The following is a 22,161-nucleotide window of genomic DNA, read 5'->3' as shown; positions in this document are numbered from 1 at the left end:
GCGGCCACGGCTTCCACCATCGCCGCGCCAACAAAACCAAGAGTTCGTTACAAGGAAACGAGGGTCAATGGCAGCTCAAAAGCAGGCTGCGCGCAAGACTCGTCGCCGCGATCGCAAGTCGATCCCGGTCGGTCAGGCGCACATCAAGTCAACGTTCAACAACACCATCATCTCGATCACCGATCCGTCCGGCGCGGTTGTGTCCTGGGCGTCGGGTGGCGACGTCGGTTTCAAGGGCTCCCGCAAGTCCACGCCGTACGCCGCCGGCATGGCAGCCGAATCCGCGGCCCGCAAGGCCATGGAGCACGGTGTCAAGAAGGTCGATGTCTTCGTCAAGGGCCCGGGTTCCGGTCGTGAGACCGCGATCCGTTCCCTGCAGTCCGCTGGCCTCGAAGTCGGTTCGATCACCGACGCGACGCCTGTGGCATTCAACGGCGTGCGTCCTCCGAAGCGTCGCCACGTCTGAGCACTAGACAATACCATCCATAGAGCCGCTTGAGGCCGATGAGTGCACCATCGGCCAAAGCTGAAAGGATAACACAGTGCTTATCGCACAGCGTCCGACACTTACCGAGGAATCGCTCAACCCTCAGCGTTCCCGTTTCATCATCGAGCCACTCGAGCCGGGCTTCGGCTACACGCTTGGCAACTCGCTTCGCCGTACCCTCTTGAGCTCGATTCCGGGAGCGGCAGTCACGTCGGTGCGTATTTCCGGTGCCCTGCATGAGTTCACGACTCTGCCGGGAGTTGAGGAAGACGTCACTGAGATCCTGCTCAACATCAAAGGCATCGTGCTCACGAGCGAATATGACGAGCCCGTTGTCATGTATCTGCGCAAGAGCGGCAAGGGTGAGGCCACCGCTGGGGACATCACCCCTCCGGCCGGCGTCACGATCGCCAATCCGGAGATGCACATCGCGACCCTCGCCGACGATGGCGAACTCGAAATGGAGTTCACCGTCGAGCGTGGCCGCGGATACGTCCCCGCGCAGATGAACAAGCAGGATGGCGATGAGATCGGCCGCATCCCGGTCGATTCCATCTATTCCCCAGTGCTCAAGGTGAGCTACAAGGTCGAGGCGACGCGCGTCGAACAACGCACCGATTTCGACCGGCTCATTCTGGATGTGGAGACCAAGCCGGCCATTTCCCCGCGTGATGCCGTCGCATCAGCGGGCTCGACGCTCGTCGAGCTCTTCGGCCTGTGCCGTGAGCTCAACACCCAGGCCGAGGGCGTTGAGGTCGGACCTGCTCCCGTCGTGGAGGAGGACGATCCGGAGATGACCGTCCCGATCGAGAACCTCAACCTCACGCAGCGCAGCTACAACTGCCTCAAGCGTGAAGGCATCCACACGGTCGGCGAACTGGTCAACCACACGGAGCAGGATCTGCTCGACATCCGTAATTTCGGTCAGAAGTCCATCGACGAAGTCAAGGAAAAACTGCAGTCCCTCGGACTGTCGCTCAAGACGTCGCCGCTCGGCTTCGACACCAACAACCTCGAGAGCGCCACGTTCTTCTCACCGGAAGACGAGTGAGCGGCCGCTCTTGACACAACACCGCTTCGCCGGGTTCGGATGTTCGGGCAGATGCCCACCTGAGCCCGGCGGGGCAATCAAGGAGAAACCATGCCTACACCTAAGAAGGGCCCACGTCTGGCTTCCAGCCCGGCACACGAGCGCCTCATGCTCGCGAACATGGCCACAAGCCTGTTCGAGCACGGCCGTATCACGACGACGCTGCCGAAGGCCAAGCGTCTTCGCCCGCTCGCGGAACGCCTCATCACGTTCGCGAAGCGCGGCGACCTCCACTCGCGCCGTCGCGTGATGCGCGTCATCCGTAACAAGTCCGTCGTGCACAAGCTGTTCACCGAGATCGCCGAACAGATGGAACAGCGCGAAGGCGGTTACACGCGTATCGTCAAGATCGCCCCACGCAGGGGCGACGCCGCTCCGGCCGCAATCATCGAGCTCGTCACCGAACCGGTGAGCCCGAAGAAGGCCGTCGTCAAGGAAGCAGAGGCCGCGACGAAGGTCGCAGCGAACGAAGAGGCTCCGGTTGAGGCTCCGGCCGAGACCGAGACGAACGAGGCCGAGAACGCCGAGTGAGTCCGGTCGTATGACCTCCAAGGGTCAGCACCCCAAGGTGCTGGCCCTTTTTTCGTTCATGTCCGCATGCGCCGCGCCCGACGGTGCGCTCGCGTTTGCTAAGCTCGTCATGTGACGCGCTTACGAATCGATCTGGCATACAACGGCTCCGGATTCCACGGATGGGCCGTGCAACCCAAGGGCAGGACGGTGCAGGGGACGATCGAGAACGCAATCAATCGGATACTTGGCGCGCATCGCGGCACATGTGGGGATGGCACATCCGATGATGGCATATCCGAAGACAGCACGGTGTACCGTCTCACCGTCGCCGGACGCACCGATGCGGGCGTGCACGCGTCGCATCAGGTATGCCATCTCGACGTTCCCGACGACGCGCTCGCGCGGTGCGTCGGACATATGAGACTCGGTCCGGTGTCCGCGTTCGCGACGCGGCTGTCGCGGATGATGCCCGACGACATCGCCATCCACGACGTGAGCGTCGCACCCGACGGGTTCGACGCGCGCTTCTCCGCGCTCGAACGTACGTATGTGTACCGTGTGTGCGACGCGCGCACACCGTGGGATCCGCGGCTCAAGGACTTCGTATGGCGCACCGACCGCGAACTCGACGTCGCGCGCATGAACGAAGCCGCCGCGCTCACGTTGGGATTGCATGATTTTGGTTCGTTCGCGATCGCGAATCCGGGAGGGACGACGATACGCGACGTCAAACGCGCGCATTGGCGGCGTGTGCCGACGCGTCCGCTGTTCGCAGAGGGTGCGGATGCCGCCACTGCGCGCGCCGCGGCTGCTGAAGGTGCGGACGGTTCGGGTGCGGACGTTGCCGCGGGGGAGTGGTATGCGACGCCGGCCGTCGAATCGGGGCTGTTGTGCTTCACGATCGTCGCCGATGCGTTCGCGCGCAATATGGTGCGTTCGCTTGTAGGGGCGTGCGTACAGGTGGGCATCGGCAAACGCGATATCGACTGGTTCGCGCGCAAGATGTCGGTGCCGTTGCGCGAAGGTTCGACGGGGCCGATCGCGCCCCAAGGGCTCACGCTCGAACACATCGCGTACCCTGCCGACGACGAGCTCGCCGCACGCGCCGAGCGGATCCGCGCGCGCCGCACGCTGCCGGAGGCGTAGCCGCGTCGGCGCCGCCGTTGTGTCCCGATTCGTAGCCGCCGTCTACGTTCCCACCCGCAATCGGGGCTGTTTCCGTCCCGTTTGGCAGCTATGGTCTGCGGAGAACAGCAAAAAGGGTTTCCAGCCGAAGCCGGAAACCCTAGTGGCGGATGAGGCGAGATTCGAACTCGCGGAGGGGGTTGCCCTCACACGCTTTCGAGGCGTGCTCCTTAGACCGCTCGGACACTCATCCATTCGTCGCAATCAAGCAACTTGTTCATTATGCCACACCCTCACGCCACGTCAAATCATCGGCATGTCGTCGTCCATACGACGGTACGCTGGCTGCTTCGTAAGCGTACCGTCCTGCGGTGCATTGTGCAGGAATGGATGCGCGATGGGGGGAGTGCCGAAGAGGATGCGCCTGCTGAAGGGTACGTCTCAGCTGAAGAGGGCGGCGTCGGTCGAGGGGTAGCCGAGCGCGAACGCCGTGTATGCGTGTGTCGCGATGAGCATCGACAGTTGCAGAAGTGCGGCGTCCATCTGCGCGCGTTCCTCGTCGTTCCTCGTCGCGTCGTCGATGTGTGCGCTCTCGTCGAATGCCGTGAGCTCGTCTCGGACGCAATCGATTTCGAGGACGGCGACGGTGTTCGCGCGCAATCCGGTCGCCGGATCGATCGCGGTTGCGCTGTCCTTCGTCAGTTCCTCGGTCGCGTACACTTTGCGCCGCAGGTCCTTCGCGCCGTTCGAGAGATACATGAGGCGTGACGCGGTCTCTTTGTGGTCGTTGCTCATCGCGAGGAGGTCGCCGTCCGCGGTGAGCGCCGCGGTGCGCGCGTCGTCGGCTACGCCATCGGTGAACCGTCCCGCGAGCACTTCCGTCGCGAATCCCGCGCGGTCCTCGGCGAGCGCGATCCGTGCGAGTGTGTCGCCGCCTATGGTGAGTGTGTCGACGTCGTCGAGACGTGTCACGGTGAGCGGTTCGTAACCGATGCCGAGTGAGCGTGCGAGATTGCGCGCGTCATATTGTGCCTGTGCGCTGCGCAGTGTGCCTTCGGCGAAGTGCGTGGGGCATTGGATCGCGACGTCGAGCCATGCATGCGACGCTTCGTCGGACGCCGTGTACCGGACGAGCGTTGGTGTGCCGTCGGCGTCCGCGCGCGCCGATATGGCCTTCGCCCTCGTGTTGAGTGTGGCGCAGACGTCGGCGCTGTGTTCGGATTCGGCCCGACCTTCGACACGCGGTGTCGTACATGCCGTCGGAAGGACTGCGAGCATGAGTGCGAGCGCCGCAGTTGCGAGGCGTGTGGGGTGGTGGAGGAATGCCGAAGGTGTCTGCATGGGACACTACGATAATGATGGACTGTGACCATAGGGCATAGCGCTCGTACATAACTTCATAGGAGGTCTGCATATGGAACTGGACCTGAACGGAATTCATCAGCTCGCACGCGAGCAGGACATCGATGCCGAAACCGTTGACGAGGCGCTCTCCGAGGCACTGCGTCTTGCCTATCTTAAGACTCCGCACGCCGCCAAGCACGCCCGGGTCGAACTCGATCCGCGTGCGGGCAGCTTCACGATCTGGGCCCGTGACGAAATCGCCCAGGAACCCACCGAAGACGATCCGCATCCGGCGCCGAAGCTCGGCGACGAATACGACGATACGCCGAAGGACTTCGGCCGTCTCGCCGCATCGACGGCGCGTCAGGTGATCTCCCAGCTGTTCCGCAAGGCGGAGGACGACAAGGTCTTCGGCGCCTTCTCGGGGCAGAAGGGCAAGCTCATCACCGGCGTCGTCCAGCAGGATGTGAAGGACACCGAGAACGTGCATGTCGCCGTCGGCGATGTCGAGGCGATTCTGCCACGCCGTGAGCAGGTGCCGGGTGAACGCCACCGCCACGGTGAGCGCATCCGCGTCTACGTCGTCAATGTGTCGCGTGGCCTCAAGGGGCCGGAGATCATCGTGTCGCGTTCGCATCCCGAACTTGTGCGCAAGCTGTTCGAACGCGAGGTCCCGGAACTCGTCTCGGGCGCCGTCTCGATCATGGCGATCGCACGTGAGGCCGGCGCCCGCACGAAGGTCGCCGTTCGCGCGAACACGCGTGGCGTCAACCCGAAGGGCGCGCTCATCGGCCCCAGCGGCTCGCGTGTGCGCGCCGTCATGGAGAACCTCGGTTCGGAGAAGATCGACATCGTCGACTGGTCGAGCGATCCGGCGAAGTTCATCGCTGCCGCGCTTTCGCCGGCGAACGTCTCGGGCGTGCATGTCGTGAGCGAGAAGAACATGACGGCGATCGCGTTCATCCCCGAGGACCAGCTGTCGCTCGCGATTGGCAAGGAAGGGCAGAACGCGCGCCTTGCCGCGAAGCTCACCGGATGGAAGATCGGCATCGAATCCGAGGAGGCGTACGCGAAGCGCAAGGCCGAGCAGCTCGTCCGCGAACAGGGCGAGCAGGCGAAGGACGCCGACGGCACGGAAACCGCGCAGGACTGAGCCGTTCGTCGCCCGCTTACTCCCGTCTGCCGTATCCAACGGCGGGAGTAAGCTGGGCACGAAAACTGTACATCGCGCGCGACGCGCGGTGCCCAGGTCAAGAACGAGGGTGAACAACCATGGTTGCACGATGAGAAACCGAAAGCTCGCCGTGAGAAGATAACAGCTGCGCTTGCATACGCGCGGCTGAGGAATAGGAGAAATTGAGTGCCGAAAGCACGCGTATATGAGCTCGCCAAGGAACTTGGCGTAGACAGCAAGACCGTCCTTGAGAAGCTCAAGGACATGGGCGAATTCGTCAAATCCGCCTCATCGACCGTGGAGGCGCCGGTCGTGCGCCGTCTCAAGGCCGCATTCCCGAAGGCGGGGGACACCTCCCAGGACGCCACCGCGAAGAAGCCGGCAGCGCCGAAGCCGGGCGCGAAGAGGCATGCCGCGCCGAAGCCGGGCGCCAAGCCGGCGCCTGCGGCGACGCCCGCGTCCGCCGAGGCCGCGAAGCCGGCCGCGCCGAAGCCTGCTGGCCCGCGCACGAACGCGAAGCCGGGCGCACGCAACGGCGGCCGCAGGAACGAGGAACGTGAGACGCGTGAGTCGCGTAACCCGCGTTCGGCGCAGCCGCGCGTGAACGCGAAGCCGGGACAGGGCGCCGCGAAGCCGTCCGCACCAACGCCGGGTCCGCGCACGCCGCGCCCGGGCCAGCAGGGGGGCGCGAAGGGCAACGCCGGCGCGCAGCAGCATACGCCGCGTCCGGGCAACAACCCGTTCAGCCGCAAGCAGGGCATGCACACGCCGACGCCGAGCGACATCCCGCGTCCGCATCCGATGGCGCGTCCGACCGTCAACAACAACGAGAACCGTCGTGGCGGGCGTCCCGGCCAGCGTGGCGGCTTCCGTGGCCGTCCCGGCCAGGGCAACGGCGCACGCCCGGGCCAGTGGGGCCAGCACCGTCAGGGACAGGGTTCCGGCGGCAGCGGCGGCGCACGTCCGGGCGGCAACCGCTTCGGCGGCAACGGCGGCGGCTTCCAGAACAATGGTCCGAGCAATGGGCCGTCGCGTGGCGGCGGCCGTGGCCGCGGCGGCGCCGCGGGCGCGTTCGGCCGTCAGGGCGGCAAGTCGTCGAAGGCGCGCAAGAACCGTCTTGCGAAGCGCCATGAGTACGAAGAGCTGAAAGCACCGGTCATCGGCGGTGTGCGCATCCCGAAGGGCAACGGACAGACGATCCGTCTGCGTCAGGGCGCATCGCTCGCCGACCTCGCGGAGAAGATCAACGTCAACCCGGCGGCGCTCGTGACCGTGCTCTTCCACCTCGGTGAGATGGCGACGGCCACACAGTCGCTCGACGAGGCGACGTTCCAGATCCTCGGTGAGGAGATCGGCTGGAACATCAAGATCGTCTCCGCGGAGGAAGAGGACAAGGAGCTGCTCCAGCAGTTCGACATCGACCTCGAATCCGAGGAGCTCCAGGAGGACGAGGATTTGAAGCCGCGTCCGCCGGTCGTGACCGTCATGGGCCACGTCGACCACGGCAAGACGCGCCTGCTCGACACGATCCGCCGCACGAACGTCGTGTCGCGCGAGGCGGGCGGCATCACGCAGCGCATCGGCGCCTACCAGGTGACCGTCGACCTCGACGGTGAGGAACGCAAGATCACGTTCCTCGACACCCCGGGCCACGAGGCGTTCACGGCGATGCGTGCGCGCGGCGCCGAACTCACCGACGTCGCGATCCTCGTCGTCGCCGCCGATGACGGCGTCATGCCGCAGACCGTCGAGGCGATCAACCACGCCCAGTCGGCGCATGTGCCGATCGTCGTCGCCGTCAACAAGATCGACGTCGAAGGCGCGAACCCGGAGAAGGTGCGCGGCCAGCTCACCGAATTCGGTCTCATCCCGGAGGAATACGGCGGCAACACGATGTTCGTCGACATCTCCGCGAAGCAGGGCACGAACGTCGACAAGCTGCTCGAAGCCGTCCTGCTCACGGCCGACGCGGAACTCGACCTGCGCGCGAACCCGGACATGGACGCGCGTGGCGCGACCGTCGAAGCTCGACTCGACAAGGGCCGCGGCGCCGTCGCGACCGTCCTTGTGCAGTCCGGCACGCTCCACATCGGCGATTCGATCGTCGCGGGCACATCCTACGGCCGCGTCCGTGCGATGCTCGACGAGAACGGCAAGAACATGGAAGCCGCAGGCCCGTCGACGCCGGTCCAGGTGCTCGGCCTGACGTCGGTCCCGACGGCGGGCGACCTGTTCCTCGTCGCACCCGACGACCGCGCCGCACGCCAGATCGCCGAGAAGCGGCAGGCGACGGAACGCGCCGCACAGCTCGCGAAGCGCCGCAAGGTCGTCTCGCTCGAGGACTTCAAGAAGAAGCTCGCCGAATCCGAGATCGACATGCTCAACATCGTCATCAAGGGCGATTCGTCCGGCTCCGTCGAGGCGCTTGAGGATTCGCTCATGAAGATCGAGGTCTCCGACGAGGTCGGCATCCAGGTCATCCACCGCGGTGTCGGCGCGATCACGCAGAACGACGTCAACCTCGCGAGCGTCGACAAGGCCGTCATCATCGGCTTCAATGTGCGCCCGAACCGTCAGGTCGCGGACCTCGCCGAACGCGAAGGCGTCGAGATCAAGTACTACTCGGTCATCTACAAGGCGATCGAGGACATCGAGGCGTCGCTCAAGGGCATGCTCAAGCCGGAATACGAAGAGGTCACGACCTCGCATTCGGAGATCCGCGAGATCTTCCGTTCGTCGAAGTTCGGCAACATCGCGGGCGTCATGGTCCTCGACGGCGAAGTCAAGCGCGGCACGAAGGCACGCATCCTGCGCGACGGCGTCGCGACCGTCAACGACCTCGAGATCAGCTCGCTGCGTCGCTTCAAGGACGACGTCAAGTCGGTCACGGAAGGCTACGAAGCCGGCATCAACCTCGGTTCGTTCAACGACATCGAGATCGGCGACATCATCGAGACCTTCGAGATGCGCGAAATCGAACGCAAGTAACGCACGACGCGCGCACGACGAATGCGCGACGTGTATGCAAACGCCCATGGCCTTCGGCTGTGGGCGTTTGCATTGCGCGCCGCGCGAGCACCGCGCACACGCGCGATGTTTCGGGTACGCTGTTGCGGTAGAGGACACCGCCCCCGCACATGCCAATTTCAACCTAAGGAACACCCATGCAGTCAACGAATCCGCGCGCCGCGCGCATCGCGGCGCTCATCCAGCGCGTCATCGCGTCGAACATGGAATCGACGTTGCACGACAAACGACTCAAGAACGTGACGATCACCGACGTCCATGTCACGAACGACCTGCAGAACGCGAAGATCTATTGGACGACGCTTTCGCATACCGGCAACGACGAAGGCGAACGCAAACGCGCGCGCACCGCGCTCAACCAGGCGAAAGGGCGTCTGCGTTCGCTCGTCGGCGCGAAGGCCGGCCTGAGGCTCACGCCGCAGCTCGAGTTCGTCTTCGACGAAGTGCCCGGCGAGGCGCACGAGATCGAGGACATCCTCGTCACCGCGCGCAAACGAGACGAGGAGCTCGCGAAAATGCGCGCGAACGCGCAGTACGCGGGCGAAGCAGATCCGTACAGACACAACGATGAAGACGACGATATCGAGGAGGAGGACCTCGACGCGCCCAGTGGTCCCGATACCGACGAAACCGAACGTGAGCTCGACGACGAGGAGCATGAGGACAAGGACGACTACACCGAATACAACGGTGACGTCGTCGAGGTCGAGGAACTTGAGGACTTCGACGACGACGAGGACGATGTGCCGTCCGATGCCGCGCAGGAGCACGCCGACGTGCGCGCCGCGTCGACGGTCGTCGAAACGCAGGACTGAGTGCGCGTGGGTGCGGGCAATTGCGGCGTGCAGCCGCTCAACGGACTGTTCATCGTCGACAAACCGCAGGGTGTGACGAGCCATGACATCGTCGGCGCCGTGCGCGCGGCCGTGCATATGCGGCGCGTCGGGCATGCGGGCACGCTCGACCCGATGGCGACGGGTGTGCTCGTCGTCGGCGTCGGCCATGCGACGCGTCTGCTCAACGTCATCGTCGACCATACGAAGACCTATGCGGCGACGGTGCGTTTCGGGCAGCGTACGACGACCGACGACGCCGATGGCGCATTCGTCAGTTCCGGTCGTGCGGCGGCCGCGCTTCCGGATATCGACAACGTCCGCGATGTTGTTTCACGCGAGTTCCACGGTACGGTCATGCAGGTGCCGAACGCGTATTCGGCGATCAAAGTGCACGGCAAACGCGCGTACGACCTCGCACGCGCGGGCGAGGACGTCACGCTCGACGCGCGCGAAGTGACGATCAGCCGTTTCGATGTGCTCGACGCGCGCGACGTGACCGCTGAAGACGGCACACACGTACGCGACGTCGACATCGTCGTGACCTGTTCGGCCGGTACCTACATCCGCGCGATCGCACGCGACCTCGGCGAGCGGTTCGGCTGCGGCGCGCATCTGACACGGTTGCGCAGGCTCGCGGTCGGTGATGTTCGCGCCGACGACGCGCGCGTCGTGACCGCGCACGTCGAAACGCGTGAGTTCGCGAACCGCGAAGGCGAACAGGTGACGCGCAACCGCGCCGTGCTCGACGTCTCATCCGAGGACATGCCCGCGCATCTCATCGAGATGGCCGACGCGGTGCGCGAGGCGATGCCGACGATCGCCGTGAGCGCAGCCGACGCGCGCGATTTGCGGTACGGACGGCGGATCCCCGGACACGTCGACGGCAGGACGGCGGCGATCGTCGAGGACGATGCGGACGTCGTCGCCATCGTCGAACAGGCGGACGCGACGACGATCAAACCGACGGTCGTGTTCCCCGCGGAACACGATGCATGAGGACGCGTGTCACGGCACATATGTGGTGGACAACCAATGAGGAGTGAACATGAACATCATCCGGCTCGAGCCTGACGAAGGCGGCACCGTCGCATGGCCGACATTGAGCACATCAAGGAAATCGGTCGTCACGGTCGGCGTGTTCGACGGCGTGCACCGCGGCCACCAAGCCGTCATCGGACGGACCGTCGAACTCGCACGCGCGCAGGACTGCTTCGCCGTCGTCATCATGTTCGACCCACGGCCCGCGTTCGTGCACACGTATGCGAAGACCCACGCGGGCATCGCCGTGCCTGAAGGCCTGCATGACGCGCAGGCGCTCACCGGCGCCGACGAACGATTGCGCATGATGGACGAGCTCGGCGTCGACTACGTGCTCATCGTGCACTACGACCTCGCGTTCGCGGCGAAATCCTACCGGTTCTTCCTCGGACAGCTCGTCGGCAAGCTCGGCATGCGCACGCTCGTGCTCGGCGCCGACGCGCGCATGGGCGCGAACCGTGAAGGCGACATCGCGCACATCGACCGCCTCGCGCAGGCGACGGGCATGTTCGAACTCGACGTCGTCGACGACAACGGCGGCATGACGCGCGTGCCCGCCACATATTCGCCGACGGCGCCGCAACACGCGGGCGAACCCGTCGACCCGCTTGCGGCGATGAACAAGGCGCAGCGGCGCGCGTGGAGCAAACGCACGAACGCACGCGAAGTGCGCGAACTGAGCTCGACGAACATACGCTGGCTGCTGAGCCAAGGACGCATTGGCGACGCGAACCGCATCCTCGGGCACATGCACGGTGTCGAAGGCACCGTCGTCCATGGCGAGGAACGCGGACGGACGATCGGGTTCCCGACCGCGAACGTCGAAGAACCCATCGACGGCTATCTGCCCGTTGACGGCGTCTACGCGGGCTGGCTCATCGACCTCGGCGGCGATGAGGCATACGAGCAATCGCAACGCCCGTTCGGCGACGAACAGGACGGCGGTGTCGAATCGATCTCGCAACCCTACACGTCGGGCGGCGTCGAAAGCAGACTCGCCGCGCATTCCCCATACCGTTGGCCGGCGGCGATCTCAATCGGCACGAAACCGACGTTCAACGAGCAGACCGGACGTGACGAACGCGTGCTCGAAGCGTACGCGATCACCGACGGCTGGCTCGAACTGTACGGGCACCGTGTGCGCGTCGAATTCGCACGCTTCCTGCGCCCGCAGATCAAATTCGATTCGGCACAGGAACTCGTCGACGAACTCACACGCAACGCCGACGAGACCCTCACCATCGTCGGGGAATGAGCCCCGACCGGCGTCACTCAGCCACGTCGGCGTTCTGTGCGCGTGAACGCCCCGAGCCACGTTTCGTCAACGTGAGCGCGTCGAGCGCGTCACGCAGCGAACGCACCTCGACGATACGCAACCCCGGAATCGTAAGCGGCGCGCGCAACGGCGGCACAACAGCCGTCGTGAACCCAAGGCGCGCCGCCTCACGCAGACGGTGTTCGAGGCGCGGCACCGGCCGCACCTGCCCCGTGAGCGAAATCTCACCGATCGCGCACGTCGAACGCGCGATAGGCGTGTTCGTCGCGGCGCTCGCAAGCGCGGCGACGATCGCGAGGTCACAGCTCGGCTCCTTTGCGACACCGCCCGCGATCGTCGAGATATACAGGTCCTGGTTGAGCAATGCGAGGCCACCGTGGCGGTAGAGGACGGCGACGAGCATCGCGATACGGTTCGCGTCGACGCCATTGACGGCGCGACGCGGCGTCGGCAGGACCGAATTCGTCACAAGCGCCTGCACTTCCACCGGGAGCGACCGGTGTCCGTCGAGCGTGAACGTGACACACGTGCCGTCGACGGCCGTCTCACCCGACGAAAGGAACAGTCCGGCCGGATCGGCGACCTCCTCGATGCCGACACCACTCATATCAAAACAGCCGACCTCGTCGGTCGGTCCGAAGCGGTTCTTCACGGCGCGCAGCAGCCGCAGCGCCGTCTGCGGTTCGCCTTCGAACTGGCAGACGACGTCGACGAGATGCTCAAGCGTGCGCGGACCGGCGATCGAACCGTCCTTCGTGACATGGCCGACGAGCAGCACGGGCACGTCAAGCGTCTTCGCCGTGTCGATGAGCGCGCTCGCGACCTCACGCACCTGCGTCGAGCCTCCCGAGATGCCATCGACGTCCTGCGAGACGATCGTCTGCGCCGAATCGACGATCGCGAGCGCCGGTTTGTGCTGTTCGATGAGGCCGAGCGCCGTCGCGAGGTCGGTCGTCGACGCGAGCAGCAGGTTCCCCTCGACCGCGTGGATGCGTGACGCGCGCAACCGCACCTGCGCCTGCGACTCCTCACCGGAGATGTACAGGACGGTGCCCGATGGGGTGTCGCGTGCGATGTTGCCTGCGGTTTCGAGGAGCAACGTCGATTTGCCGATGCCTGGTTCGCCCGCGATGAGCACGACGGAGCCGGGCACGATGCCGCCGCCGAGGACGCGGTCGAATTCGCCGAATCCCGTCGTCACACGCGAGACCGACGCCGTGTCCACTTCGGTGATCGGTTGGGCGGCGCTCGCGGCGACGACCGTCGGCACCGTGCGCGATGTGCGCCCGGGCGCGGCCGTACGCTGCGCCGACGCACTCGGCCGCGCTTCGTGGAACTCCTCGATTGTGCCCCACTGGCCGCATTCGGGGCACCGTCCGAACCATTTCGCACCCGTCCAGCCGCATTCGGTGCACATATAACTGACATTGCTTTTCGCCATACCAGCAACCTAGCGGTCTTCGTGCGCGCGTGCAAGACCGCGCGCGGTTCCTGTGGGATTGGCCGCACGACGGTACGCTGAGGAGGCCGTGAGCGTACCGCCCTGCGGTCACAAGGATGTGCCAAGATGGCAGCTATGGCACTCAGTTCCGGGAAGACGTCGAACCAGCGGGCGCAGGCCGCGCAGACCTCGTCGACGGCGCGCAAGGCTCGCGTCGTCGTGTTCGTGGCCGCCGCCGTCATCGTGCTCGCGATCATCAGTGCGTTCGCATGGCCGGGATGGGCCGTGCGCACCGTGCCGCAGCCGATGGAGGTGCCGACGTCGGTCGCGTCGGCATCGCCGACGATCGACGCGAAGGCGCTGCCTGCGGACGCGTCGGAACTGCTCAAGGCGATGCCCGACGACGTGTCGAATTTCGCGCGCACGGACGCGCAGGCGACCGACACATGGGACGCCGCGTCGCCGCTCGAAGCGTACGCGCTCACCTATTCGACCGGTGACGCGAAGCGCGACGTGCACGTCACCGTCGGACAGTGGTCGAGCGAAGAGGAGGCGCTCACGCAATACAATGCGCTCACGAAGCACCTCGACGGCCATGAGCTCGCGTCAGGCAACGTCAAGGTCAACGGTGCGAACGCGGGCGCCTACGTCGTCGTCGACGATGCGGACGACGGCGGCGCGACGGCCGTATGGAGGAACGACACCGTGTGCGCGCGGATGACCGGTCCGAAGGCGTCCGTCGAGACGGTGTTCAAGCTGTTCCCGCTGTGAGCGGCACATGCGAATCGCAAAAGTCGGATGAACAGTGTAATGTTAGGCAAGTTGCAAACTTTCAAGTAAGGAACGGAGGCTGACGATGGGCTCGGTCATCAAGAAGCGCCGCAAGCGGATGAGCAAGAAGAAGCACCGCAAACTGCTGCGTAAGACTCGCCACCAGCGCAAGTAGTCTTACCGACGCATACACGCGTTTGTTCACGACCCGCGGCCACGCACATCAGTGCGGACCGCGGGTCTTCCTTTTGCGTGCGTTGCTATGCGCGCACGGGCATTGGCGACGGCCGTGCGCTACATTGGAGACCATGACGATCACAGTTTCGACAGACGGTTCCGCACTCGGCAACCCCAACGGTCCGATGGGATGGGCATGGGCGGACCATCCGACGCAAGGGACGCGCGGACATGCGCATACGGGCGACTGCGACGCGGGCGGCGCGACGAACGGCACGAACCAGATCGGTGAATTGTGCGCTGTGCTCGAAGCGTTGCGCGCGCATCCGGGAAACGAACCGCTCGTCATCGAAACGGATTCGCAATACGCGATCAACTGTTCGACGAAATGGGTGCACGGTTGGAAGAAGAACGGTTGGAAGAACTCGAAGAAGGAACCTGTCAAGAACGCGGAGCTCATCCGCGCCATCGACGACGAGATACGGCGGCGCGACGGTTCCGTCACATTCGTCTGGGTCAAAGGACACGCAGGCAACGCCGGCAATGAGCGAGTCGACGAGCTCGCGCGCACGTACGCGGGCGACTGCCGCGCGTCGGTGCGCGACGGGTATCTGCCGAAGGAGGGGTGGCAGTCGCTCCTCGCATCGGCGTACGCGGAAGGCGCCGATGTGCCGCTCGACGCGCGCATGCTCCTCGATGGCAAACTGTCCGCGCAGGACTACCGACGCGCGCGTTGCATCGGCGGACCGGAGGATGAGGATGGTCCGATCGCGCTCGCCGACGACACGCCGCATACGGCGATCGACGAGGACGGTGTCATCGATGACGGTCGTGTCGTCGATGACAGCGGCGACGTGCGCGACGACGGTGCACGCGGGGATACGGAATCGACGATGGCCACCGCGGATACAAACGATACGACCGATACGACGGATGCGGCGGCGACGCGCGCACCGCAGCCGATCCTGCGGCACAGCGGGCTCCATGTGCACGGCAACGTCACGTTCACGCCGCCGCCGGCGTCGAGCCCCCAGTACGACGGCCGTCCGCGCGCGGTGCGCGGGTACATCGAAATCGAAGGCGTCGTCAACGCAGACGGGACACTCACGATCGACGGGGCGCCGTTCCTCGTCTACCGTCCGCAATGACGGAACGCACGGCACAGCGCGCGTTCTCACGATGCGATTACACTGGGGTGCAGGCCGGGGCGACATCCCCGGAAGGACGAATACAGCTGAACGAACAAAGGAGCGCCATGGACAAGGCACAGCAGGACGCAATGAAGAAGGAAGCCGGCATCGAAGCCGCGAAGCTCGTCGAGAACGGCATGATCGTCGGACTCGGCACGGGGTCGACCGTCCGCTTCCTCGTCGACGAACTCGGCCGCCGCAAGCAGGAGGAGGGGCTCGAATTCACCGGCGTGACGACGTCGCGCCGCACGCAGGAGCAGGCGGAAGGCTACGGCATCAAGATCGTCAACATCGACGACGTCGACCACATCGACGTGTGCATCGACGGCGCGGACGAAGTGGACAAGAACTTCAACGGCATCAAGGGCGGCGGCGCCGCACTGCTGTGGGAGAAGATCGTCGCGATCAACTCGGACAAGATCGTCTGGATCGTCGACGCCTCGAAGCTCGTCGACGTCATCGGCAAGTTCCCGCTGCCGGTCGAGGTCATCCCGTTCGGCGCGATGCACGTCATCGAACGCATGAAGGAGCGCGGCTACAATCCGACGCTGCGCCTCGACGCCGAAGGCAAGCCGGTGCGCACCGATGAGAACAACTACGTCGTCGATTTGCATATGGAACGCATCGACGACCCGGCGGGCCTCAACGAGGACCTCATCAACATGGTCGGCGTCGTCGAGGACGGCCTGTTCCTCGACATGGTCAACGAAGTGGTCGTCGGCGACCCGGAAGGCCCGCGCACGCTCATCAACCCGAACAAGGCGTGAGTGCGGCGGCGCGGCCCCCGTCCACGGATGGCGCGCCGTTGACACCAACCGGATGCGGATATGGCGAAGGCCCCACGGCATCGTGCCGTGGGGCCTTCGCCATATCCGCAAGGGCGCGGCGGCCGTCAGGGCCGGCGGATCATTCGCCGAGCGCCTTGTCGACGACCTGCGTGGCCTCGTCGAGGACCGAGTCGAGCGTCTCGGGGGAGACGAAGGACTCCGCGTACACCTTGTAGATGTTCTCGGTGCCGGACGGGCGCGCCGCAAACCAGTTGTCCTCGGTGACGACCTTGATGCCGCCGATTGGCGCGTCGTTGCCGGGGGCCTTCGTCAGGATCGCGGTGATGTCCTCGCCGCCGAGCGTCGTCGCGGTCACGTCCTTCGCGTCGAGGTTCGCGAACTTCTGCTTCTGTTCGAGTGTCGTCGGCGTGTCGATGCGGCTGTACCAGCTTTCGCCGAAGCGCTCGACCTGCTCCTGGTGGAGCTGCGCCGGGTTCTTGCCGGTCTTCGCGGTGATCTCGGCCGCGAGCAGGTCGGGGATGAGGCCGTCCTTGTCGGTCGTCCAGACACGGCCGTTGAAGCGCAGGAAGCTCATGCCGGAGCTTTCCTCGCCGCCGAACGCGACCTCACCGGTGAAGAGCGGATCGACGAACCACTTGAAGCCGACCGGCACCTCGACGACATGCGCGTCGATCGCGGCCGCGACGCGGTCGATGAGCGACGACGAGACGAGCGTCTTGCCGACGCCGGCGCCCGCCGGCCAATCCGGACGGTTGCCGCCGAACAGGTATTCGACGCACACGGCGAGGTAGTGGTTCGGGTTCATGACGCCCCAGTTCGGGCAGACGATGCCGTGGCGGTCAGCGTCCGGGTCGGTGCCGCCGACGAGGTCGTACTTGTCCCACGCACCGGCGTTGAGCTCGTCGACGAGGCCCTTCATCGCGTACTGCGACGACGGGTCCATGCGGATCTTGCCGTCATGGTCGATCGTCATGAAGCGCCATGTCGGATCGACTTCCGGACGGATGACGCCGATGTTGAGGCCGTACTTCTCGTTGATGAGCGGCCAGTAGTTGACGGACGCGCCGCCGAGCGGATCGATGCCGAGGCGCACGCCGGATTCGCGGATGGCGTCGAAGTCGATGACGTTCTTGAGGTCGTCGACGTAATGCTCACGGAAATCGAAGCGTTCGACGAGGTCGGACTTGATCGCCTGCTCGAACGGGATGCGCTTGACGTTTCTGAAGTCGCCGAGCAGTTCGTTCGCGCGGTTCGCGATCGCGTTCGTCACTTCGGACGGCGCCGGGCCGCCGGTGACCGGATCGTACTTGAAGCCGCCATCGGTCGGCGGGTTGTGCGAAGGCGTCACGACGATGCCGTCGGCGAGGCCTTCGCCTTCGAAGCGCTGCGTGCCGTCGGTCGCGCGGTTGTGGGTGAGGATCGCCTGGGAGACGACGGGCGTCGGCGTGAAGTCGTCACGGGAGTCGACGCGCACGTGCACGCCGTTCGCGACGAGCACCTCGATTGCGGTCTTCCATGCCGGAAGGCTCAGCGCGTGCGTGTCACGGCCGATGTAGAGCGGACCGGTGACGCCGGCGGCCTTGCGGTATTCGGCGATCGCCTGCGTGATCGCGACGATGTGCGCCTCGTTGAACGAGGTCTTGAGCGATGAACCGCGGTGTCCGGACGTGCCGAAGATGACACGCTCCTCGGGGACCGACGGGTCGGGGACGACGTCGTAGTACTTGCCGATGACTTCGTCGACGTCGATGAGATCTGCTGGGGTGGCGGGCATGCCCGCGTTAGGTGCAACCATACTTCCTTCATTCTGCTGGGACAACAGTTACTGCTCCAGCCTACAGGGCGTGACCGCCTTGCAGACGTTGTCATAGTTTAGCCGGTGGCGAAGAGATGAAATCGATTGCATCGGTGGCATCGTTGGTATTCCGGACAAAATCGACGAAAAACCTCGTGCAGACACCGTCTGGACAAGTGTGAACGGCGGTATTCCAACCGTCGCGCGCGTTAAAATTTGAACGATTCGCCGGGACGGCAATGTTCGGCATATGGACGGGCGTGGGACGCCGCGCACGGCATGCGGGGAGCATGTGGCCGATGCGGTTCGGACGGGCGCGCGCCTATGTTCGCCGTCCGCACGCACCGTTGCGTGAGGGCGCCCGAGGCGCGGACAGGAAAGGAAACGCCCGTGTCGCGCCGCCGGACATATCGTGCGGGGAATCGACGAGGACAAGGAACAATGTGGGAATCCGAGGAGACCTCCCACGTGTTATGAGGAAAGGATGAACGATGGCTGACTCAACTGCCTCGCAGATCATCATTGCGATCGGTGGCCCGGACAACGTCAAAAGCCTGACGCACTGCGCCACCCGTCTTCGTTTCGAACTGGTCGACGCCGGCAAGGTGAACCAGAACGAACTCCAGCATATGAAGGGCGTCCTGGGCGCGGTGCCGCAAAGCGGCGACCGGTACCAGGTCGTCATCGGCGGCGGTGTCGCCGACATGTACCAGAAGATCATGGCGCTGCCCGAGATGCAGCGAGTCGCCGCGGGAGGCGCCGCGCCGGCCCAGTCCGGCGGCGGCGAAATGTCGAACGCCGACGTCAAGGCCGCGGCACGTTCGAAGGCGCGCGGCAAGGTCGCGTGGCTCGACTCGTTCTTCGAGTACCTTTCCGATTCGTTCCGCCCGATCCTCGGCGTCCTGCTTGGCGCGTCGCTCATCATCGCGATCGTCAATGTGTGCATCGCGTGCGGATGGATCCCGAACGACACCGCGAGCCCGTCATGGGTCTTCGTACAGGCGCTGTGGAAGGGCGTCTTCTACTTCCTGCCGATCATGATCGCCTACAACGCGTCGAAGAAGCTCGGCGTCGACCCGTGGCTCGGCGGCGCGATCATGGCCGCGCTCATGACGCCGTCGTTCATGAGCCTCATGGACACGAAGTGGGCGGAGACACATTGCGGCGAAAGCGCCGTCGGCACCCAGATGTGCACGACGACGGTCTTTGGCATGCCGATGCAGCTGAGCGATTACAGCGGCAACGTCTTCGTGCCGCTCCTGATGGCCGCCTTGCTCGCACTCGTCTACAAGGGGCTCAAGAAGATCATCCCGGATTCCGTCCAGCTCGTCTTCGTGCCGTTCCTGTGCATGATCATCGTCGGCGCGCTCACCGCGTTCCTCGTCGGCCCGCTTGGTGTGTGGGTCGGCAACGGCCTCGGCATCGGACTGGCATGGCTCAACAACCATGCGCCGTTCATCTTCGCGATCCTCATCCCGATGCTGTACCCGTTCCTCGTGCCGCTCGGCCTGCACTGGCCGCTCAACGCGCTCATGCTCATCAACATCCAGACGCTCGGCTACGACTTCATCCAAGGCCCGATGGGCACATGGAACTTCGCATGCTTCGGCGCGACCGCCGGTGTGCTCATCCTCGCGCTGCGCGACAAGGATTCCGAGATGCGCCAGACGGCGACGGGCGCGCTCGCCGCGGGCCTGCTCGGCGGCGTCTCCGAACCGTCGCTCTACGGCATCCATCTGCGGTTCAAGAAGCTCTACAGCCGCATGCTCGTCGGCTGCGCCGCCGGCGGCGTGACAATCGCCGTCCTCGGCTGGCTCTTCCCGTCCGTGACCCCTGACGGCCAGAGCGTCCACGGTGTCATCACGACCGCGTTCGCGTTCACATCGCTGCTGACAATCCCGGTGTTCAACCAGATGTGGGTCTACGCCGTCTCGATCGCCGTCGCGTTCTTCTCCGCGATGTTCATGATCATCGCGTTCGACTACCGCACGCCCGAGGAGAAGGCCGAAGTGCTCGCGCGCGTCCAAGCGGCGAACGCCTCCGAGGCGACCGAGACGCCGGCGACACGTGCAGCCGTCGTCAACGCCGAGAACCATGAGGACGACAACCTGCTGCCGGCCGACAAGACGTCCGCGGCGGCCGCCGCCGATGTCGCGACCGATGCGGCCCCGACGCCGACCGACCACGTGTTCGCGCCGCTCGCAGGCCATGTCATCCCGCTCGACGACACCGGCGACCCGGTCTTCGCGAGCCGCGCGCTCGGCGAAGGCGTCGGCATCCAGCCCGCCGCGTCCGACGTGTTCGCGCCGGTCTCCGGTGTGCTGAGCACCGTCGCCGAAACCGGCCACGCGTTCGGTATCAAGACCGATGACGGCGTCGAGATCCTCGTGCACGTCGGCATCGACACCGTCAAGATGAACGGTGATGGCTTCACCGTCGCCGTCAGGAAGGACCAGCGGGTGCAGGCGGGCGACAAGCTCGTGACCGTCGACTTCGACAAGGTCAAGGCGGCCGGCTACAGCACGACGACGCTCATGACCGTGCTCAACACGTCAGCGCTCAAGAAGGTCACCGTGCACACCGGCATCGACGTCAAGCCGGGCGACGTCGTCATCGATGTCGACCGCTGACGTTGCCGCGTCGATAGATGCAGGAAGGCCGTGTACATCCTCCGTCGAGGATGTACACGGCCTTCCTGTATCTATCGTGATCTCTTTTGTGCGGTCGCCTTATGCGGTCGCGTCCGTGATCGGCGCCTTGATCGGAGGGATCTGCGTCGTCGCGCTGATGTTCTCGTTCTCAAGCGGCACACGCACGATGAGCGCCTCGCGGTCGACGGTGAACAGGATGTGCTGCGTCTCGGGGAGCATATCGCCATCGACCTGCGCGGGGACCGGCTTGTCGAGCTTGACCTCGGCCTGGACACCCTGCATCTGGTCGATGTGTGAATGCGTCGAAAGCGGGCTCTGCGCGGCCTTGCCGGTGATCGTCTGATGGACGACGTCACCGAAGAGGTTCGCCCAACCGATGAGGCCACCGTTCGTGTCGATCATCTCGAAATCGAGCAGTCCATCGTTGAACGACGCGTCCGGCATGAGCGAGAACACCGGTATCTGCCCGCAATTGCCCGCCATGAACGTGCGGAATTCGGTGTCCTCATGCGTGAGCAGGTCACCGTCGGCGTCCTCGATCGTGATCGATGCGCGGTACTTCGGCGTGAACAGATGTTTTGCGCCCGAAATGAAATACGCGAGCCAACTGACGTTCTTCTTGAGCTTCGGGTCGGTATCGTCGATCATGACGGCGTCGAAGCCGACGCCCGCGATGATGAGGAACGCGTGCGCATGGTCCTCGGAAGGGACGTCGAGGATCCGCAGACGGCCGACGTCGACGCGGTGCGAACCATGGGAGACCGCGATCGTGAGCGCAGCCTCGATGTCGTCGATCGGGATGCCCATGTTGCGCGCGAACAGATTGCCGGTACCGATCGGGATGATGCCCATCGCATGCCCGCTGCCGCCGAGCGCCGACGCGACCGTGCGCACCGTGCCGTCGCCACCGACCGCGATGACGACGTCCGCGCCCTTGTCGAGCGCCTCCTGCGCGCATGCGCGGCCGTCCTTGTCCAGTTGGGTGTCGATGAACATGACCTCGGTGAGGCCTTTGCGCGCGCAATACTCCTTGATTTTGCCGCGCGTCGTCTCCGCTGTCGGCTTCGAGGGATTGATGATGAACGCGTAATGGACCTGGTCGTCGCGACGCTGCTCAAGTTTCTGCACACGTTTGCGGTGCATCGAGATGCGTATCGCGGCGATGACGGCGATGATCGCCGCGATGAGCGCGACCATCACCGCCAGTATGATCAGGGTCTGTTGGTTCATCGGTCGCCTCGCTTGTTCCTCGCATTGCACGGGCTGAGCCGCCGTCCGCGGCGCCCGTCCTGTTACCGGTTTCCCATCTTAGCAAGCCATCGGTTGCATCATGCGGCCCGTCTTGCCGGAACGGCGCCGATATGGTATCGGAAGGGACTGCAAACGATGCGGAAAAACAGTGCGCGGCCTGTCGGCTTCGCGCATTACGCTTAAGACC

Annotated in this window: 18 protein-coding genes and 1 tRNA gene; 14 read left to right on the top strand and 5 right to left on the bottom strand. The window is 64.9% G+C overall.

All coding sequences use genetic code 11. The features are described from left to right. The first annotated feature begins 67 nt into the window (after positions 1-67). From rpsK to B1526_RS03170, 4 genes are all read left to right on the top strand, one after another. Complete coding sequence (gene rpsK, locus B1526_RS03185) at positions 68-466, top strand: 30S ribosomal protein S11 (RefSeq protein WP_024540954.1); 399 nt, start codon at positions 68-70, stop codon at positions 464-466. 76 nt (positions 467-542) lie between these two features. Further along, positions 543-1,538 carry a DNA-directed RNA polymerase subunit alpha gene (locus tag B1526_RS03180; RefSeq protein ID WP_095614632.1) on the top strand — a complete coding sequence of 332 codons (996 nt, stop codon included), beginning with the start codon at positions 543-545 and terminating at the stop codon, positions 1,536-1,538. A 90-nt stretch (positions 1,539-1,628) separates the two neighbouring features. Continuing rightward, positions 1,629-2,108 carry a 50S ribosomal protein L17 gene (gene rplQ / locus B1526_RS03175; RefSeq protein ID WP_095614631.1) on the top strand — a complete coding sequence of 160 codons (480 nt, stop codon included), beginning with the start codon at positions 1,629-1,631 and terminating at the stop codon, positions 2,106-2,108. 273 nt (positions 2,109-2,381) lie between these two features. Continuing rightward, on the top strand, positions 2,382-3,236 hold the full coding sequence (locus B1526_RS03170) for a tRNA pseudouridine synthase A (RefSeq protein ID WP_407640988.1): 855 nt from the start codon (positions 2,382-2,384) through the stop codon (positions 3,234-3,236). Positions 3,237-3,379: 143 nt separating this feature from the next. Here the strand turns inward: B1526_RS03170 and B1526_RS03165 are convergent. Together B1526_RS03165 and B1526_RS03160 are read right to left on the bottom strand one after the other, a co-directional pair. After that, a tRNA-Ser gene (locus B1526_RS03165) sits at positions 3,380-3,468 on the bottom strand. 188 nt (positions 3,469-3,656) lie between these two features. After that, positions 3,657-4,556 carry a hypothetical protein gene (locus B1526_RS03160; protein WP_095614630.1) on the bottom strand — a complete coding sequence of 300 codons (900 nt, stop codon included), beginning with the start codon at positions 4,554-4,556 and terminating at the stop codon, positions 3,657-3,659. 73 nt (positions 4,557-4,629) lie between these two features. Between B1526_RS03160 and nusA the strand changes: the two genes are divergently transcribed. The 5 genes from nusA (at position 4,630) to ribF (ending at position 11,889) form a co-directional block, all read left to right on the top strand. Beyond that, positions 4,630-5,712 (top strand): transcription termination factor NusA, encoded by a 1,083-nt coding sequence (nusA, locus tag B1526_RS03155; protein WP_095614629.1) that lies wholly within the window; start codon positions 4,630-4,632, stop codon positions 5,710-5,712. Between the two features lie 207 nt (positions 5,713-5,919). After that, positions 5,920-8,721 (top strand): translation initiation factor IF-2, encoded by a 2,802-nt coding sequence (infB, locus tag B1526_RS03150; protein WP_095614628.1) that lies wholly within the window; start codon positions 5,920-5,922, stop codon positions 8,719-8,721. 176 nt (positions 8,722-8,897) lie between these two features. Next, positions 8,898-9,575, top strand: coding sequence for a 30S ribosome-binding factor RbfA (gene rbfA / locus B1526_RS03145; protein ID WP_095614627.1), 678 nt, complete (start codon positions 8,898-8,900; stop codon positions 9,573-9,575). A gap of 6 nt (positions 9,576-9,581) precedes the next feature. Beyond that, positions 9,582-10,592, top strand: a complete 1,011-nt coding sequence (truB, locus tag B1526_RS03140) for a tRNA pseudouridine(55) synthase TruB (RefSeq protein WP_235607003.1) — start codon at positions 9,582-9,584, stop codon at positions 10,590-10,592. A 49-nt stretch (positions 10,593-10,641) separates the two neighbouring features. Further along, the gene (gene ribF, locus B1526_RS03135) at positions 10,642-11,889 is read left to right on the top strand and encodes a bifunctional riboflavin kinase/FMN adenylyltransferase (protein WP_095614626.1); all 1,248 of its coding nucleotides are present in this window, start codon (positions 10,642-10,644) and stop codon (positions 11,887-11,889) included. A 13-nt stretch (positions 11,890-11,902) separates the two neighbouring features. On the opposite strand, the gene radA is transcribed toward ribF, so the two are convergent. Further along, positions 11,903-13,351 (bottom strand): DNA repair protein RadA, encoded by a 1,449-nt coding sequence (gene radA / locus B1526_RS03130; protein WP_095614625.1) that lies wholly within the window; start codon positions 13,349-13,351, stop codon positions 11,903-11,905. A 126-nt stretch (positions 13,352-13,477) separates the two neighbouring features. Between radA and B1526_RS03125 the strand changes: the two genes are divergently transcribed. From B1526_RS03125 to rpiA, 4 genes are all read left to right on the top strand, one after another. Further along, positions 13,478-14,122, top strand: a complete 645-nt coding sequence (locus B1526_RS03125) for a hypothetical protein (protein WP_407640984.1) — start codon at positions 13,478-13,480, stop codon at positions 14,120-14,122. A gap of 85 nt (positions 14,123-14,207) precedes the next feature. Continuing rightward, complete coding sequence (locus B1526_RS03120) at positions 14,208-14,297, top strand: 30S ribosomal protein bS22 (RefSeq protein ID WP_004268639.1); 90 nt, start codon at positions 14,208-14,210, stop codon at positions 14,295-14,297. A gap of 133 nt (positions 14,298-14,430) precedes the next feature. Then, positions 14,431-15,447 carry a ribonuclease H family protein gene (locus tag B1526_RS03115; RefSeq protein WP_095614624.1) on the top strand — a complete coding sequence of 339 codons (1,017 nt, stop codon included), beginning with the start codon at positions 14,431-14,433 and terminating at the stop codon, positions 15,445-15,447. Positions 15,448-15,554: 107 nt separating this feature from the next. Beyond that, positions 15,555-16,256 carry a ribose-5-phosphate isomerase RpiA gene (rpiA, locus tag B1526_RS03110; protein WP_095614623.1) on the top strand — a complete coding sequence of 234 codons (702 nt, stop codon included), beginning with the start codon at positions 15,555-15,557 and terminating at the stop codon, positions 16,254-16,256. Between the two features lie 139 nt (positions 16,257-16,395). Here rpiA and pgm read toward each other — a convergent pair whose 3' ends face one another. After that, positions 16,396-18,072, bottom strand: a complete 1,677-nt coding sequence (pgm, locus tag B1526_RS03105; protein ID WP_095614622.1) for a phosphoglucomutase (alpha-D-glucose-1,6-bisphosphate-dependent) — start codon at positions 18,070-18,072, stop codon at positions 16,396-16,398. 491 nt (positions 18,073-18,563) lie between these two features. On the opposite strand from pgm, the gene B1526_RS03100 reads away from it, so the two are divergent. Next, positions 18,564-20,702 (top strand): glucose PTS transporter subunit IIA, encoded by a 2,139-nt coding sequence (locus B1526_RS03100; RefSeq protein ID WP_095614621.1) that lies wholly within the window; start codon positions 18,564-18,566, stop codon positions 20,700-20,702. A gap of 99 nt (positions 20,703-20,801) precedes the next feature. Here the strand turns inward: B1526_RS03100 and B1526_RS03095 are convergent, their stop codons facing one another. After that, positions 20,802-21,953 (bottom strand): diacylglycerol/lipid kinase family protein, encoded by a 1,152-nt coding sequence (locus B1526_RS03095; protein ID WP_095614620.1) that lies wholly within the window; start codon positions 21,951-21,953, stop codon positions 20,802-20,804. Positions 21,954-22,161: the final 208 nt, after the last annotated feature.

The sequence above is a fragment of the Bifidobacterium criceti genome (assembly GCF_002286935.1).
In the GTDB taxonomy this organism is placed as follows: Bacteria; Actinomycetota; Actinomycetes; order Actinomycetales; family Bifidobacteriaceae; genus Bifidobacterium; species Bifidobacterium criceti.
The sequence above is the reverse complement of the archived record's forward strand: the minus strand, read 5'-3'. Positions and strand labels throughout refer to the sequence as shown.